Annotated in this window: 15 protein-coding genes; 9 read left to right on the top strand and 6 right to left on the bottom strand. The window is 44.0% G+C overall.

The features are described 5' to 3' along the window. Positions 1–16 precede the first annotated feature (16 nt). The 3 genes from leuC to CWO08_RS10505 all read left to right on the top strand — a co-directional run bounded on the left by leuC (position 17) and on the right by CWO08_RS10505 (position 3,004). Positions 17–1,429, top strand: coding sequence for a 3-isopropylmalate dehydratase large subunit (leuC, locus tag CWO08_RS10515; protein ID WP_108020410.1), 1,413 nt, complete (start codon positions 17–19; stop codon positions 1,427–1,429). A 14-nt stretch (positions 1,430–1,443) separates the two neighbouring features. Beyond that, the gene (leuD, locus tag CWO08_RS10510) at positions 1,444–2,046 is read left to right on the top strand and encodes a 3-isopropylmalate dehydratase small subunit (RefSeq protein WP_048657985.1); all 603 of its coding nucleotides are present in this window, start codon (positions 1,444–1,446) and stop codon (positions 2,044–2,046) included. Between the two features lie 175 nt (positions 2,047–2,221). Next, complete coding sequence (locus tag CWO08_RS10505) at positions 2,222–3,004, top strand: DUF547 domain-containing protein (protein ID WP_108020409.1); 783 nt, start codon at positions 2,222–2,224, stop codon at positions 3,002–3,004. A gap of 97 nt (positions 3,005–3,101) precedes the next feature. Here the strand turns inward: CWO08_RS10505 and CWO08_RS10500 are convergent, their stop codons facing one another. Continuing rightward, positions 3,102–3,647, bottom strand: a complete 546-nt coding sequence (locus CWO08_RS10500; protein WP_019826910.1) for a DUF924 family protein — start codon at positions 3,645–3,647, stop codon at positions 3,102–3,104. A gap of 57 nt (positions 3,648–3,704) precedes the next feature. Continuing rightward, a complete protein-coding gene (djlA, locus tag CWO08_RS10495) occupies positions 3,705–4,559 on the bottom strand; it encodes a co-chaperone DjlA (RefSeq protein WP_019826912.1) in 855 nt (284 codons plus the stop codon). Positions 4,560–4,708: 149 nt separating this feature from the next. Here djlA and lptD point away from each other — a divergent pair, with 149 nt between their 5' ends. The 6 genes from lptD (at position 4,709) to CWO08_RS10465 (ending at position 11,477) form a co-directional block, all read left to right on the top strand. Continuing rightward, complete coding sequence (gene lptD, locus CWO08_RS10490; protein WP_108020408.1) at positions 4,709–7,042, top strand: LPS assembly protein LptD; 2,334 nt, start codon at positions 4,709–4,711, stop codon at positions 7,040–7,042. 43 nt (positions 7,043–7,085) lie between these two features. Beyond that, a complete protein-coding gene (surA, locus tag CWO08_RS10485) occupies positions 7,086–8,384 on the top strand; it encodes a peptidylprolyl isomerase SurA (RefSeq protein ID WP_102530523.1) in 1,299 nt (432 codons plus the stop codon). After that, positions 8,371–9,363, top strand: a complete 993-nt coding sequence (pdxA, locus tag CWO08_RS10480; protein ID WP_108020407.1) for a 4-hydroxythreonine-4-phosphate dehydrogenase PdxA — start codon at positions 8,371–8,373, stop codon at positions 9,361–9,363. The genes surA and pdxA overlap by 14 nt, the downstream gene beginning before the upstream one ends. Continuing rightward, positions 9,360–10,175 (top strand): 16S rRNA (adenine(1518)-N(6)/adenine(1519)-N(6))-dimethyltransferase RsmA, encoded by an 816-nt coding sequence (rsmA, locus tag CWO08_RS10475; RefSeq protein ID WP_017062942.1) that lies wholly within the window; start codon positions 9,360–9,362, stop codon positions 10,173–10,175. The genes pdxA and rsmA overlap by 4 nt, the downstream gene beginning before the upstream one ends. Positions 10,176–10,263: 88 nt before the next feature. Then, the gene (gene apaG / locus CWO08_RS10470) at positions 10,264–10,644 is read left to right on the top strand and encodes a Co2+/Mg2+ efflux protein ApaG (RefSeq protein WP_004735899.1); all 381 of its coding nucleotides are present in this window, start codon (positions 10,264–10,266) and stop codon (positions 10,642–10,644) included. Between the two features lie 29 nt (positions 10,645–10,673). Beyond that, positions 10,674–11,477 carry a symmetrical bis(5'-nucleosyl)-tetraphosphatase gene (locus tag CWO08_RS10465; RefSeq protein WP_102478675.1) on the top strand — a complete coding sequence of 268 codons (804 nt, stop codon included), beginning with the start codon at positions 10,674–10,676 and terminating at the stop codon, positions 11,475–11,477. 56 nt (positions 11,478–11,533) lie between these two features. Here CWO08_RS10465 and folA read toward each other — a convergent pair whose 3' ends face one another. From folA to cgtA, 4 genes are all read right to left on the bottom strand, one after another. Then, the gene (gene folA / locus CWO08_RS10460; protein WP_065676151.1) at positions 11,534–12,013 is read right to left on the bottom strand and encodes a type 3 dihydrofolate reductase; all 480 of its coding nucleotides are present in this window, start codon (positions 12,011–12,013) and stop codon (positions 11,534–11,536) included. Between the two features lie 39 nt (positions 12,014–12,052). After that, entirely contained in the window at positions 12,053–12,526 is a 474-nt protein-coding gene (locus tag CWO08_RS10455) for a threonine/serine exporter family protein (RefSeq protein WP_017062945.1), read from the bottom strand. Then, on the bottom strand, positions 12,526–13,293 hold the full coding sequence (locus CWO08_RS10450) for a threonine/serine exporter ThrE family protein (RefSeq protein WP_048657975.1): 768 nt from the start codon (positions 13,291–13,293) through the stop codon (positions 12,526–12,528). Before CWO08_RS10450 ends, CWO08_RS10455 begins: the two co-directional genes overlap by 1 nt. Before the next feature lie 341 nt (positions 13,294–13,634). Next, complete coding sequence (gene cgtA / locus CWO08_RS10445) at positions 13,635–14,807, bottom strand: Obg family GTPase CgtA (protein WP_017061377.1); 1,173 nt, start codon at positions 14,805–14,807, stop codon at positions 13,635–13,637. Positions 14,808–14,936 lie beyond the last annotated feature (129 nt).

The following is a 14,936-nucleotide window of genomic DNA, read 5'->3' as shown; positions in this document are numbered from 1 at the left end:
CCAAGGAAGAAAAGCTATGTCGACAAACCAGCAAGCAAAAACCTTATACGAAAAAGTTTATGACGCTCACGTTGCGGTTGCAGCGAAGGGCGAAACACCAATTCTTTATATCGATCGCCACTTAGTCCATGAAGTAACCTCGCCACAAGCCTTTGATGGCCTGCGTGAAAAAGGCCGTAAAGTTCGCCAAGTAGGCAAAACTTTTGCGACCATGGATCACAACGTATCGACACAAACGAAAGACATCAACGCTTCTGGTGAGATGGCTCGTATCCAAATGGAAACGCTATCGAAAAACTGTGAAGAATTTGGTGTCACGCTTTACGATCTAAACCACAAATACCAAGGTATTGTGCACGTAATGGGCCCAGAGCTAGGTATTACTCTGCCGGGCATGACCATCGTATGTGGTGACTCACACACAGCAACACACGGTGCATTCGGTTCTTTAGCATTCGGTATCGGTACTTCTGAAGTGGAGCACGTTCTAGCAACGCAAACGCTAAAACAAGCTCGCGCTAAAACCATGAAGATCGAAGTAAAAGGTAAGGTTGATCCGGGTATCACTGCAAAAGACATCGTGCTAGCGATCATCGGTAAAACAACAGCGGCTGGCGGTACTGGCTACGTGGTTGAATTCTGTGGTGAGGCAATTACAGACCTTACGATGGAAGGTCGTATGACGGTATGTAACATGGCAATCGAGTTGGGTGCTAAAGCGGGTCTAATTGCTCCAGATGCAACAACATACGAATACATCAAAGGTCGCAAGTTCTCTCCACAAGGCGAAGACCTAGAAGCGGCAATTGAATACTGGGACACATTGAAAACCGATGCTGACGCTAAATTCGATGCCGTTGTCACGCTAGAAGCGGCAGACATCAAACCACAAGTCACTTGGGGAACAAACCCAGGTCAGGTTATCTCGGTAGACACACCAATCCCAGCACCTGAAAGCTTCGCTGACCCTGTAGAAAAAGCATCGGCTGAAAAAGCATTAGCTTACATGGGCCTTGAAGCAGGTAAATCTCTATCGGATTACAATGTCGATAAAGTATTCGTTGGCTCTTGTACTAACTCTCGTATCGAAGACATGCGTGCAGCAGCAGCGGTAGCGAAAGGCCGTCAAGTAGCGAAACACGTTCAAGCGCTTATCGTTCCGGGTTCAGAACAAGTTAAAGCACAAGCGGAAGCTGAAGGCCTAGATAAGATCTTCATCGAAGCAGGCTTTGAATGGCGCTTACCAGGCTGTTCTATGTGTCTTGCAATGAACAACGACCGTCTTGGTCCACAAGAGCGCTGTGCTTCTACATCCAACCGTAACTTTGAAGGTCGCCAAGGCCGTGATGGTCGTACGCACCTAGTTAGCCCAGCAATGGCAGCAGCAGCAGCGATCGCTGGTCACTTTGTCGATATTCGTGAACTTTAATTAGAGGATTTAACATGTCAGGTTTTCAACAACACACCGGATTAGTCGTTCCTCTAGATACGGCCAACATCGATACTGATGCGATCATTCCAAAGCAGTTTCTACAGAAAGTAAACCGCATCGGTTTTGGTAAGCACTTGTTCCACGATTGGCGCTTCTTAGATGACGCAGGCCAGCAACCAAACCCTGAATTTGTAATGAATGAAGAACGCTACCAAGGCGCTTCAATTCTTCTAGCTCGTGAAAACTTTGGTTGTGGTTCATCTCGTGAACACGCACCTTGGGCACTTGCCGATTACGGTATCCAAGTAATGATCGCACCAAGCTTTGCCGACATTTTCTACGGTAACTCGATCAACAACCAAATGGTGCCAGTTCGATTGACTGAGCAAGAAGTGGATGAGCTATTCCAATTCGTTGAAGCGAATGAAGGTGCAGAAATCACAGTTGACCTAGAAGCAATGAAAGTTAGCGCGGACGGTAAAGAGTACTCGTTTGAAATTGATGAGTTCCGTCGTCACTGCTTACTGAATGGCCTAGATAACATCGGCCTAACACTTCAACACGCCGATAAGATTTCAGAGTTTGAAGCTAAGATTCCTAGCTTCTTAAAATAAGAAGTATTGAAATAGAATCGCACTGTTTTGTGTACACATAAAAGGTTGGCCTAGTGCCAACCTTTTTTATTTAACTGAATATATTTATTAGACTTAAGTCTGTAATTTAACTGAAGAGCCATGAAAGAAAATCGCAAAGCATAAGGTCTTAGTAGTCAGTCATCAGGAGAATGCCATGAAACAACTACTCGTTATTATCAGCCTACTTTTCTCAACCTTAGCTTGGTCTGCACCTAAATCCGATCTTTGGCCATACTGGAATCAAAGCGACGAAACCAATCTAGAACAGGTATCTCATCAAGATTGGCAGCGATTCCTCGACAACTACTTAGTTCAACAAGGTCAAAATACCCTAGTTCGCTACCAAGCGGTGAACACTGCCGATAAGACCAAACTCAAGCAATACATCAAGAGACTAGAACAGGTTAATCCGCTCGACTATTCAAAAGCGGAGCAGTATGCCTATTGGGTTAATCTATACAACGCCGTGACTGTCGATTTGATTCTAGATGCCTACCCAGTTAAATCTATCACTAAGCTCGGAAGCCTATTTAGCTTTGGCCCATGGGGAGATGATGTCGTCATCGTCAATGGAAAATCACTGACACTCAATGATATTGAGCATCGGATTTTAAGACCTATTTGGCAAGATCCCCGCACACACTACGCGGTAAATTGTGCGAGTTTAGGTTGCCCTAACCTCCAACCTCAAGCCTTTACTTCTGACAACACCGAAACTCTACTGGAACAAGCAGCGTCTGAATTTGTTAATAGTGATAAAGGTGTGTTGGTTAAAGGTAATAAGCTCCAGCTATCATCGATTTATGAGTGGTTTGCTGTGGATTTTGGTGACCAAAAGCAGCTTATTCAACACCTAGACCAATATCGAGTTAAGTCAGTACCGAGTACTAACAAAATCAACTATGAGTACGATTGGTCGCTCAACCAAGCTAACTAGCTATAACGCTAAACTTCATAACTAAAGCAAAACAAAAAAGAGGCTAGGGTTTTATCAACCACTAGCCTCTTCTCAAATATTGACCGTATCTCTACAATTAAAAACTTGATCCCGGTTGCTGCAAGAATTCCACTTCTTCAGACGTTGAAGTTCGCCCTAGCACTTCATTACGATGAGGGTAACGACCAAAACGCTCAATGATAACCTTGTGCTTAAACTCAAAATCCAAATTATGTTCTAATCCCGTTTGAGAAAAGAGCTCCACGGCTTGTTCATGGACTAACAAAGACTCACTATGCATATAAGGCATATACAGGAAGCTTTTTTGTTGCTCGTTAAGTTGGTGATCAAAACCACCCGCTACCGCCTCTTGTGCTAGAGCCAACGCCATCGGATCAACCGAAAAAGCTGCCGGACTGTTTCTACCAATATTGCGAGAAAACTGATCAAGCACGATAATCTCTGCCAATCGTCCTTGTGCGTTTTGTCGCCATTCAAATAGCTCACCTTGAGCTGCTGATCGGTGTAAGTCAGAAAAGCGAGCCTCAATCAAAGCATCAATTTCTTCGCCGCCAGTAAACCAGTCTTTTGGCGTCAATTCATCGAACCAAAACTCTAGAACATCCTGATACGTTACCGTCATATAATTCCCTTTAATAAAAACCGAGTCATTTAATGTCATGGCTCGGCTTATGTTCTGTTACTTAAAACCTTTAACTTTTTTTATCAAGTCATAAGCATTTTGAATTTCTTGCGATTTCTCTTTCGCAACATTCATCATCTCTGGCGGTAAACCTTTCGCCATCAGTTTATCTGGGTGGTGCTCATTCATCAGTTTGCGGTAGGCTTTCTTCACCTCTTTACCGTCAGCACTTTCACTCACACCAAGAACCTTATATGCGTCGCCTAGCTGGTTCTGTTGTGAAGCCTGTTGCCAACCTGATGATTGCCCATGGCCTTGATGGCCACCAAAGCTTCCACCTTGCTGTTGGAAACGGAACGCTGCTTCCTGCATCTGCAAGCGGCGCTCTAGTTGCTCTGCCGAAAACCCTAGGCCTTGCGCTATTTTATGCAGAACTTGGCGCTCACTCGGGTGCAAACTTCCATCCGCAAATGCGGCAGATACCTGAAGCTCTAAAAAAAACTGTAGTAAATCAAAACGGCCACCCGATGAGATTTTCACTCGCTCAAGTACTTCGCTCAGAGGGAAGTCGCTCTCTTTGCCGTCACGGAATGCATCTTGCGCCGCTTTGCGTTGTTCGCCATGCAGGTTCATGCGTTCCATCATGGTGGAAGCGAGTTGAATCTCTTCTGGCGTTACCTGTCCTTTCGCTTTAGCAACGTGCCCCATAACCGCAAAAGCGGATTTAAAAAACTCGTTCTGTCTTTCTGCTTGGCTTGGACCTCGACCAAAACCAGAACTATTGAAGCCTGATTGGTTCAATCGGCGAGCTTTATCGAATTGGTGTCCTAAAAACAGACCAAAAACTAAACCGAGCGGCCCTCCAAATAAAAAGCCAAAAAACGCGCCCAAAATTTTGCCAAATATTTGCATTATGTGTTCTCTATCTATGAATTTTATCTGAGTAATGCTGTCTGATGATGCTGAATGCTATTATTTCCTTTATCATAAGGAAAATGCTTTATTAATTGGATTGATACTAGATCAACCCTTCATCTAGTGACACAGGATAGTTCAACTTCATGCAATCTTTTTCCCGCACCTTGTTAGCCGCGTCTATAAGTACGGCGTTATACGTGTCGACAACTCAAGCTGAAACAATCACCGATAGTAGTGTGCAGGAAATGCCCTCTATAGATCAATGCTTGATCGAACCCGCTGCAGAAAACGAGACACAGCTACCCGCTCACGTTGAGTCAGATCGCTTAGAAGCTATCAATGGTGAAAAGGCAATATATTCAGGAGATGTAAGAGTTACGCAAGGAAATAAGACCATCCTTGCTGATAATGTAACGCTTCACCAACAAGAAAATATCGTTGTAGCTGAAGGCAACGTAAACTTTAGTGATGGTCAAATTAAATCGGTGTCAGATAGAGCGACTAACAATCTGACTACCGATGAGATGACGTTAGAAAATACCGATTACGAATTTCTCTGCGAACCAGGTCGCGGAGATGCTGTTTATATCGCAAAAACAGGTAAAGCGGTTTATGAGATTGAAGATGGCTCGATTACCTCTTGCCCGATTGGTGACAATGCTTGGCGTCTAAGAGCATCGAGTATCGATGTCGACCAAGACGAAGAACAAGCCACTTTTTATAACCCACGCTTTGAAATCCAAAGTGTTCCGGTATTTTACCTACCGTACTTAACGGTTCCTATTGGTGATACTCGTAAAACCGGTTTCTTGTATCCAACCGTTTCATACGGTTCAAGCGACGGTTTTGAAGCTGAAATCCCAGTTTATTGGAACTTGGCACCAAACTACGACTTGGAAACCACTTTTAAGTACATGCAGGAGCGTGGTACACAACTTAACAGTAAATTCCGTTACTTGAGCGATTTTGGCTCAGGTAGTATCGAGTCTGAATATTTGCCGGATGACAAAAAATACTCAGAAAAAGGTGACCGTTGGGGTGCTCAACTCCAACATTCAGGGATATTCCAGCAATCGTGGTTGTTTGAAGTCGACTATTCAAAAGTCAGTGATATTGATTACTTTACCGATCTAAGTTCTGGTATTGGTAACCGTGAAGATGGCCAACTACTTCAGGAAGGCCGAGCGACATACCGTTCCCAAAACTGGGATGCATCGGTACTTGTTCGAGATTTCCAAGTTCTGACTACAAGCAATAACCTACCTTACCGCCTAATGCCACAGCTAGAGTACAATTACTATGCTCCTGAAGTGATGGAGTATTTAGATTTCGACATGATCAGTCATGTCTCAATATTTGATACCGACGCTGCAGGTAAACCATCTGCGAACCGTATTCACGTGGAACCTGGCATTACCATTCCTGTAGGCAATACTTGGGGTACTTGGACAACAGAAGCTCGACTACTTGGTACTTACTATCAACAAGACCTTGATGGCGTTGATACCGGCGCAGGCTCTGATTATGAAGGCTTGGAAGAATCAGTAAGTCGAGTTATTCCAGAGTTTAGAAGCCACGCAGGTATCGTTCTTGAACGTGATACAAAAATTGTGGGCAATTACACTCAAACACTCGAACCTCAAGTTCAGTATCTTTACGTACCAGAAGAAGATCAAAGTGACATTGGTCTTTACGATACGACACTACTACAGACCGATTACTATGGTCTATTTAGAAGCCGTAAATATAGCGGTGTTGATCGTATCGCATCTGCGAATCAAATTAGTTATGGTGCATCATCTCGTTTCTTCGATGATGAGTATAAAGAGCGTTTGAATATTTCTTTTGGTCAGATTTTTTATATCGATAAAGATACAAAACAGACTTTAGACAACGACGACTCTGATAACAAAACTAATTATTCGTCTTGGGCTATAGAAATGGACTTCAACTATGATGACTACCTGTTCTACCATGGTGGCGTGCAATACGATATTGACTCATCTTCGATGCAATTAGCGAATAGTACACTTGAATACCGCTTTGCTGGTGGTTACATACAAACCAACTATCGCTATGTTACAGAAGAATACATAAATGAAACTGTAGATTTTGACGTATCATCAATAACAAGAGATGGCATCTCTCAAGCCGGCTTACTCGGTGCGTACCAAATTTCACCGAAATGGAGCACAAGCGCTCAATATTTCTATGACTTAACAACACAAGAAGATCTAGAGTGGTTAGCTCGACTCAATTATAAATCGGATTGCTGGTACATCGGCTTTACCTATAGTAACCGTTTGACAAATAACATTAGTAATCCAAATACTACGCCTGAATATGAAAATAACTTCAGCGTTAACTTCGGTATTGTAGGCTTTGGTACCAACATTGGTTCTGACTCTGGCGCCGTTGGGGATAGTAGCTCCGACAACTCGCTGAGCTACGGTCGCCCATTCTTCTTAAATAACTAATTTTCTTTATTGATAAAACATCAGTAAATTTAAAGGATTACACATGACATTGTGGAAACGCACATTAATTGCTATCGCAGCGACTTGTACTTTATCAACAAGTTATGCCGCACCGGTCGAGCTCGATAGCGTAAAAGTTATCGTTAACGAAGGCGTTATCTTACAAAGCGACATCGATGCTTCGATGAAAACGCTGCGCGCAAATGCTAAAAAAAGCGGCCAAACACTGCCATCACAAGACGTGCTCAATGAGCAAGTGCTAGAAAAACTGATCATCGATACGATTCAAACTCAAGAAGCGGAACGCATTGGTGTCCGTATTGATGATGCTCGACTTGATCAAGCTATTGAAGGTATCGCGAAAGACAATAACCAAACGGTGGAACAGCTTACCGCATCGGTTGCGGAAGAAGGCCTTAGCTACAATGCATTTCGTGAGCAAGTAAGAAAAGAGATTGCAGCAAGTGAAGCGCGCAATGCCTTAGTTCGTCGTCGTATCAATATTCTTCCAGCGGAAGTCGATAACCTAGCGGATATCTTAGCGCAAGAGACTAACGCGACCGTTCAATACAAAATTGGCCACATTCAACTGCGCTTTAATGACGACCAAACCAAAGAAGAGTTAGAAGCTCAAGCTACTGAGCTAGTTGAAGAACTTAACTCAGGCAAAGATTTCAGCACTATGGCATATACTTACTCTAAGGGCCCTAAAGCACTGCAAGGGGGTGATTGGGGTTGGATGCGCAAAGAAGAGATGCCAACCATCTTTGCTGATCAAATCAAAATGCAGAACAAAGGCAGCATCATCGGTCCTTTCCGAAGCGGCGTTGGTTTCCATATTCTGAAAATTGAAGATGTGAAAGGCTTAGAAACTGTTGCGGTAACTGAGGTGAATGCACGTCATATTTTGATTAAGCCTACAGTGATCCTAAGTGATGATGGCGCCAAGGAACAACTTGAAGAAATCACACGTCGTGTTAACGCTGGTGAAGCGAGCTTCGGTGACCTTGCTCAGCAATACAGCCAGGACCCAGGCTCAGCAGTTCAAGACGGCGAGCTAGGCTACCAAACACCTGACTTGTACGTACCAGAATTCAAACACCAAGTAGAAACACTACCTGAAGGTAAGATCAGTGCGCCATTCAAAACCGTGCACGGTTGGCACATTGTTGAAGTACTAGACCGTCGCGAAGTCGACCGTACCGATTCAGCTTTGAAAAACAAGGCTTACCAAATTCTATTTAACCGTAAGTTCAACGAAGAAGCTGGTGCTTGGCTACAAGAAGTAAGAGCAAGCGCCTTTGTTGAAATGGTTGAGGACGACCAAGATGACAACAACTAAACGTATTGTCATAACCGCAGGTGAACCCGCAGGGATAGGTCCAGATTTAACTCTGGCTCTATCTCAAGAAAGCTGGCCTCATCAACTCGTGGTTTGTGCTGATAAAACACTGCTAGCCGAGCGAGCTAAAATTCTTGGCATCGAAGTCGATCTGCTGGATTATGACGCAAGTGCAGCTAAGACACCTCAACGCGCTGGTACACTGGTAGTGAAACACGTTCCACTAGCTGAAACGGCGGTTGCAGGCCAACTCAACGAAGCTAACGGTCATTACGTATTAAATACTTTAGAAACCGCAGCAATTGGCTGTATGAATGATGAATTTGATGCTATTGTCACCGGCCCTGTTCACAAGGGTGTAATTAACCGAGCTGGCGTTGCTTTTAGCGGCCATACCGAGTTCTTTGCAGAGAAGTCCAATACGCCACTGGTGGTGATGATGTTGGCAACTGAAGGGCTGCGTGTTGCACTAGTAACAACTCACATCCCACTAGCTTATGTATCTCAAGCAGTGACCGAAGACAGATTAGAGCAAATTATTACTATTCTGAATAAAGATTTGGTTGAAAAATTTGCTATTGAGAAACCAACTATCTACGTGTGTGGCTTGAATCCACATGCTGGTGAAGATGGTTGCTTAGGGCGTGAAGAAATTGAAACCATCACCCCGACGCTAGAAAAAATTCGCCAAATAGATGGCATCAATTTAGTTGGCCCATTGCCAGCAGATACCATCTTTAATGAAAAATATTTGCAAGATGCAGATGCTGTTTTAGGTATGTATCACGACCAAGTACTCCCGGTATTGAAATACAAAGGGTTTGGTCGCTCAGTGAACATCACGCTTGGCTTACCGTTTATTCGCACATCAGTCGACCACGGTACCGCCTTAGACTTGGCAGGGAAAGGCCAAGCCGATACAGGGAGCTTTAGAACAGCGCTCACGCACGCCATTGAATTAGTAGAGAAAAAGCAATGAGAAATGATGTCCACTTAGGGCACAAAGCGCGTAAACGTTTTGGTCAAAACTTCCTTAACGATCCATACATTATTGATGGCATCGTATCGAGCATTAACCCATTACCTGGTCAAAACTTGGTAGAGATCGGTCCTGGTCTAGGCGCTATTACTGAGCCTGTGGGTAAGCTTGTCGATAAATTTACTGTTATCGAATTGGATAGAGACCTTGCAGAACGTCTGCGTAACCATCCGGATCTGGCTGATAAGCTAACGATCCGTGAAGGCGATGCGATGAAGTTCGACTTCCAAGAACTGGTTAAACCAAACAACAAGCTACGTATTTTTGGTAACTTGCCATACAACATCTCTACACCATTGATGTTCCACCTTTTTGAATTCCATAAAGACGTGCAAGACATGCACTTTATGCTTCAAAAAGAAGTGGTTAACCGTCTAGCCGCTGGCCCAGGCAGCAAAGCTTACGGCCGTCTTACTGTGATGGCTCAGTACTACTGTAAAGTGACACCTGTGCTAGAAGTGCCACCAACGGCCTTCGTTCCGCCACCGAAAGTAGACTCTGCAGTTGTTCGCCTACAGCCATACGAAGTGCTGCCTTACCCGGCAAAAGATCTGAAATGGCTTGATCGCGTATGTCGTGAAGGCTTTAACCAGCGTCGTAAAACGGTTCGTAACTGCTACAAGAGCTTGATCGATAAGGAAGTACTGGAAGAGCTTGGTATCAACCCAAGCATGCGTCCTGAGAACTTAACGCTCGAGCAGTTTGTCGACATGGCAAACTGGTTGTACGACAGTCACAACGCTGACAAATAAATAAAAAAGGCTCCTACACTTCGGTTAGGAGCCTTTTTTATGTAATACTTTAATTACATTAAGTATATCAACAACAAAAGGTGCGAATATGGATATATCTACGCCTTGTATCAAATGCCAGGTTCACTCTAAGTATATAGAAGAACAATCTGAGCCAACGAAGAATCGTTATGTCTTCGCCTACATTATTACCATCAAAAACCTAAGTAAAACAACAGTGCAGCTTATGTCTCGCCGCTGGTTAATTACCGACTCTAACGGCAAGCAACTCACCATTGAGGGTGATGGTGTGGTTGGGCAACAACCCGTGATTGAAGCCAACGACGAATACACCTACACAAGTGGCACTGTCATCGAAACCCCTGTTGGCGTTATGCAAGGTCACTATGTGATGACCGATAACAAGGGCATTGATTTTATTACCGAAGTTGACCCATTCAGACTCGCAATCCCTAATATTCTTAATTAGCCGTACATCCGTATCTACAGGAAATTATTGTGTCGAATTATATTGTCGGAGACATCCAAGGGTGCTTCGACGAACTTCAATTACTGCTTGAAGCTATTAACTTTGATAAACACCAAGATACCTTATGGGTAGCTGGAGACCTAGTCGCTCGAGGCCCAAAATCATTGGAAACTCTACGCTTTATTCGTAGCCTTGGTGACGCAGCTAAGGTTGTATTAGGCAACCACGACTTGCACCTTCTGGCGGTGTCCTTAGGGCTATTTCCAGCGAAACCAAAAGATAAGACTCAAACGATTCTTGATGCTGAAGATCGTGAACTACTACTCGAATGGTTAAGGCAACAACCTTTGCTTCAGGAACACCCGGAGTTCGTGATGTGCCATGCGGGTATCTCGCCGCAATGGAGCATAGAAACAGCACGTATCGAAAATCAAGAGGTTGTATCCTTGCTGAAGTCGGAAAGATGGCAATGGCTTATCGAAAACATGTACAGCAACACGCCTGATTTATGGCATCAGGATTTACATGATATTGAGCGCTATCGCTATGCAATCAATAGCCTTACAAGAATGCGCTTCTGTTTTGAAGACGGTCGACTCGACATGGCATGTAAGCTACCACCCAATGAAATTACCGATGAACCATTAGTACCGTGGTTTGACCTTCCACAACGCATAAAGCTCGATAAAACCGTTGTTTTTGGACACTGGGCTGCACTTGAAGGCTATAACGGAAAAGACGTGATTGGACTTGATACTGGCTGCGTTTGGGGAGGAGACTTAACCGCACTTCGCTGGGAAGACAAACAGTTTTTTACTCAAAAAGCGTTATAGATATACGAAACACTTGCGCTACTCGTGCAGCAGCGCAAGTGTTTTTAAATTAGGAGTTAACGCTCGAGAATCACAAACTCCATGTTGTGTTTGTTTTTCTCGTCAGCTTGATAGCTCTCGTTAAAGCTCTGCTTCCAACCTTCTCCCCAGTCTGGAAATTGCGTATCACCATCGACATCAAAATCGATATAAGTCAGATACAACTTGTCTGCTTTAGGTAGGCAAGTTTCATAGATTGAACCACCACCGATAATCATCACTTCATCGACATCGTTGACCAGCTCTAGTGCTTTATCAATCGAAGTAACAGTCGTCACCCCTTCAATTTCCAAGCTCGCATCACGGCTAATCACAACGTTTAATCGACCAGGTAAAGGACGCCCGATCGAATCATAGGTTTTACGCCCCATGACTACAGGCTTACCCATAGTCGAGCGTTTAAACCATGCAAAATCCGCAGGCAAGTGCCAAGGCATCTGGTTGTCTTTACCTATTACACGGTTATTGGCCATTGCTGCAATCATACTGATGATCATAAATCGAAAGTCCTGTCCTTAACTGAAAGAGATTTGATGCTAGACGATAGGTCTGCGTCGGTAGAATAACAGCCCTGGTACAGCTAAGCCAACCGCCAGTCCAGCGATAATAAACATTGATTTCAAAAAGTTCTCCATCAACATTGCCAGTAACTCAGGCGTATAGCCTGCCCTGTTAATCTCTACCATAGCAATCATTGCCTTGAAGGCAAACACGCCTGGGACCATAGGAATCAAGGCTGCAACCGTAAATACCTTAGGATGCGCTAACAGTTTATGTGACCAATGAACCCCTATCATGCCAACCACCGTCGCGGCAAAGAACGTTGCCCATTCGATTGGAATACCAAAGTGCATCATCAGATAACGGCTACCATGGCCGATAGAGCCGCCAAGTGCACAATAAATTAAAGCGCGTTGCGGGACGTTAAACACCAATGCGAATCCAACCGCAGGAATCGCGGCGAAAAACATATCATTGAGCAAACCTAAAAACAGTTCGAAAATACTCATTAGCTCGCCCATCCCCAAACATCAGATAAACTCATCGCTGCCACAATACCCAAGCTCGTCGCCAAAGTTAATAAGCTGGCCATGGTAAAGCGCGCTAACCCCATATTAATATGGCCTTTAAGCATATCAGCGACAGAGTTAATCAGAGGGAAGCCGGGTACTAACATCAATACCGATGAAGCCATCACGATCGTGGGCTGTCCGCCAATATTGTAAAGTACGGCTTGAGCAGAGATGGTAGTGGTAACGAATGCGGTGATCGCAAAATTTAATAAAGGATTGAAATGACGATGGCCAATTTCTTGTCTGACGATCATGCCACAGGCTGAAGCAATAAAAGTCATCATGAATACCTGCCAATCTCCGCCCGCAAGACGGCTAAAAGAGGCACATGATAATCCTATCATCACAACCACTAGCCAACGGTTGTAGCGCTCGGGGCTGATGTTTTGAATCTTTTTATACGCCAAATCATAATCAAGAATTCCTTTCTCCATCATGATGCAAATGCGTTGAATGTCAGTGATAACCTGCATGTTAATGCCACGATCCGCACAACTTCGAGTGGTGGTAATACAGTGATCATCCATCACAGTTGTAACAACAAGCGCATTGGCTGACAGTGCGACTTCAACCTCATTAACCCCACAAGCAATGCCGATACGGCGCATGATATCGCCGACCAGTGTGCTCTCAGCCCCGTGAGCCAGTAACATTTGTCCCGATTGAGCGACAAGTCTTGAGATCGCTCTTTGCTTTGATGCCATGATTTCCTTCCCATAGGCGTTATACCAATCACAGTAAGTAAGTAAGTAAGTAAGTGTTCAGAAATAGCGCAGGAAAAAAGCTTGAGAACAAGGCAGAGATTTTCGATAAGTAGTTATTCTACAATCAAAATCTCTAACGCAGTTATCGAGCGTTTTAACAAGCTAGGGTGACCAGTTATTTACTACGATTGGTATTAATTATCTAGAAATAAAGTCTGCATTAAAATTCGACAGTACATAATGATTTAGATACAAAAAAACCGCAATTTTCATTGCGGTTTAATAAAACTATCAGTGTACTTGGAAAAAGCGACCGATGATTTATGAGAAGTTAAGAGGGATTAGTCACGAACATAGATAACATGACCGTCATCTTCTTCGTCATCCCAATCATCCCAATCGTCGTCATCTTCAGTAACGACATTCTTACCGCTCATTGCATCTTTATGGTAGTCATCCCACATAAAGTCTACTTTCTCTTCTTCTTCAACTTCTACAACTTCACGAGGTAGGTTTTCCATAAACTCACCTAGTTTGAAGCAAAGATCTTTGGTGCCGATTTTATTCACTGCAGAGATCTTGAAGTACTCGCCTTCCCAGCCCAAAGCATCGATGATTTCTTGAATCTTTTCGTCTGCTTCGTCTTCTGGCATTAGGTCAACTTTGTTGAACACTAACCAACGAGGTTTTTGTGAAACTTTTTCACTGTATTGCTCAAGCTCATCAATGATCGTCAGTGCATTCTGAATAGGATCAGATTGATCGATCGGCATAATATCGATCATATGCAGAAGAACACGACAGCGCTCAAGGTGCTTAAGGAAACGAATACCAAGGCCTGCGCCATCAGCTGCACCTTCGATTAGACCAGGGATATCGGCAACAACGAAGCTCTTTTCAGGAACAACACTCACTACACCCAAGCTTGGGATCAAGGTAGTGAACGGGTAATCAGCCACTTTTGGTTTCGCAGCAGATACTGAACGAATAAAAGTAGATTTACCTGCGTTTGGTAAGCCAAGCATACCAACGTCAGCTAATAGAAGAAGCTCTAAACGCAGTTCGCGAACTTCGCCTTTAGTACCCATTGTCTTTTGACGAGGAGCGCGGTTAACAGACGATTTAAAACGCGTGTTACCAAGACCGTGCCAACCACCTTTACCAACCATCACTTTCTTGCCGTGTTCAGCAACTTCAGCAACGATTTCGTTGGTGTGGATATCAACTGCACGAGTACCTACAGGCACTTTCAGTGTAATGTCTTTACCACGTTTACCAGTACAGTTACCACCGCGACCGTTCTCACCACGCTCTGCGTTGTAAAAACGTTGGAAACGATAATCGATCAGTGTGTTTAAGTTCTCATCCGCTTGGATGTAAACATCACCACCATCACCGCCGTCGCCGCCATCAGGGCCACCTTTAGCGACGAATTTTTCGCGCCAAAAGCTAACTGTACCATTACCGCCATCACCGGCTTCTATTTTTACTACCGCTTCATCAACGAATTTCATTTTTTAACTCCGCACTTACGTTGCGTTACCACTCATCAAGGAGTGATATAAATTCTAGCAGATCCGTGTTTAGATCGATCACCTAAGATCTAGGCCGACCTGCAACCAAGGAACAAAGAAGGAGAGGTT

Origin of the sequence: Vibrio sp. 10N.286.48.B8 (assembly GCF_003050085.1) — a bacterium.
Classification (GTDB): domain Bacteria; phylum Pseudomonadota; class Gammaproteobacteria; order Enterobacterales; family Vibrionaceae; genus Vibrio; species Vibrio crassostreae.
This window is presented reverse-complemented; position numbering and strand designations above follow the sequence as displayed.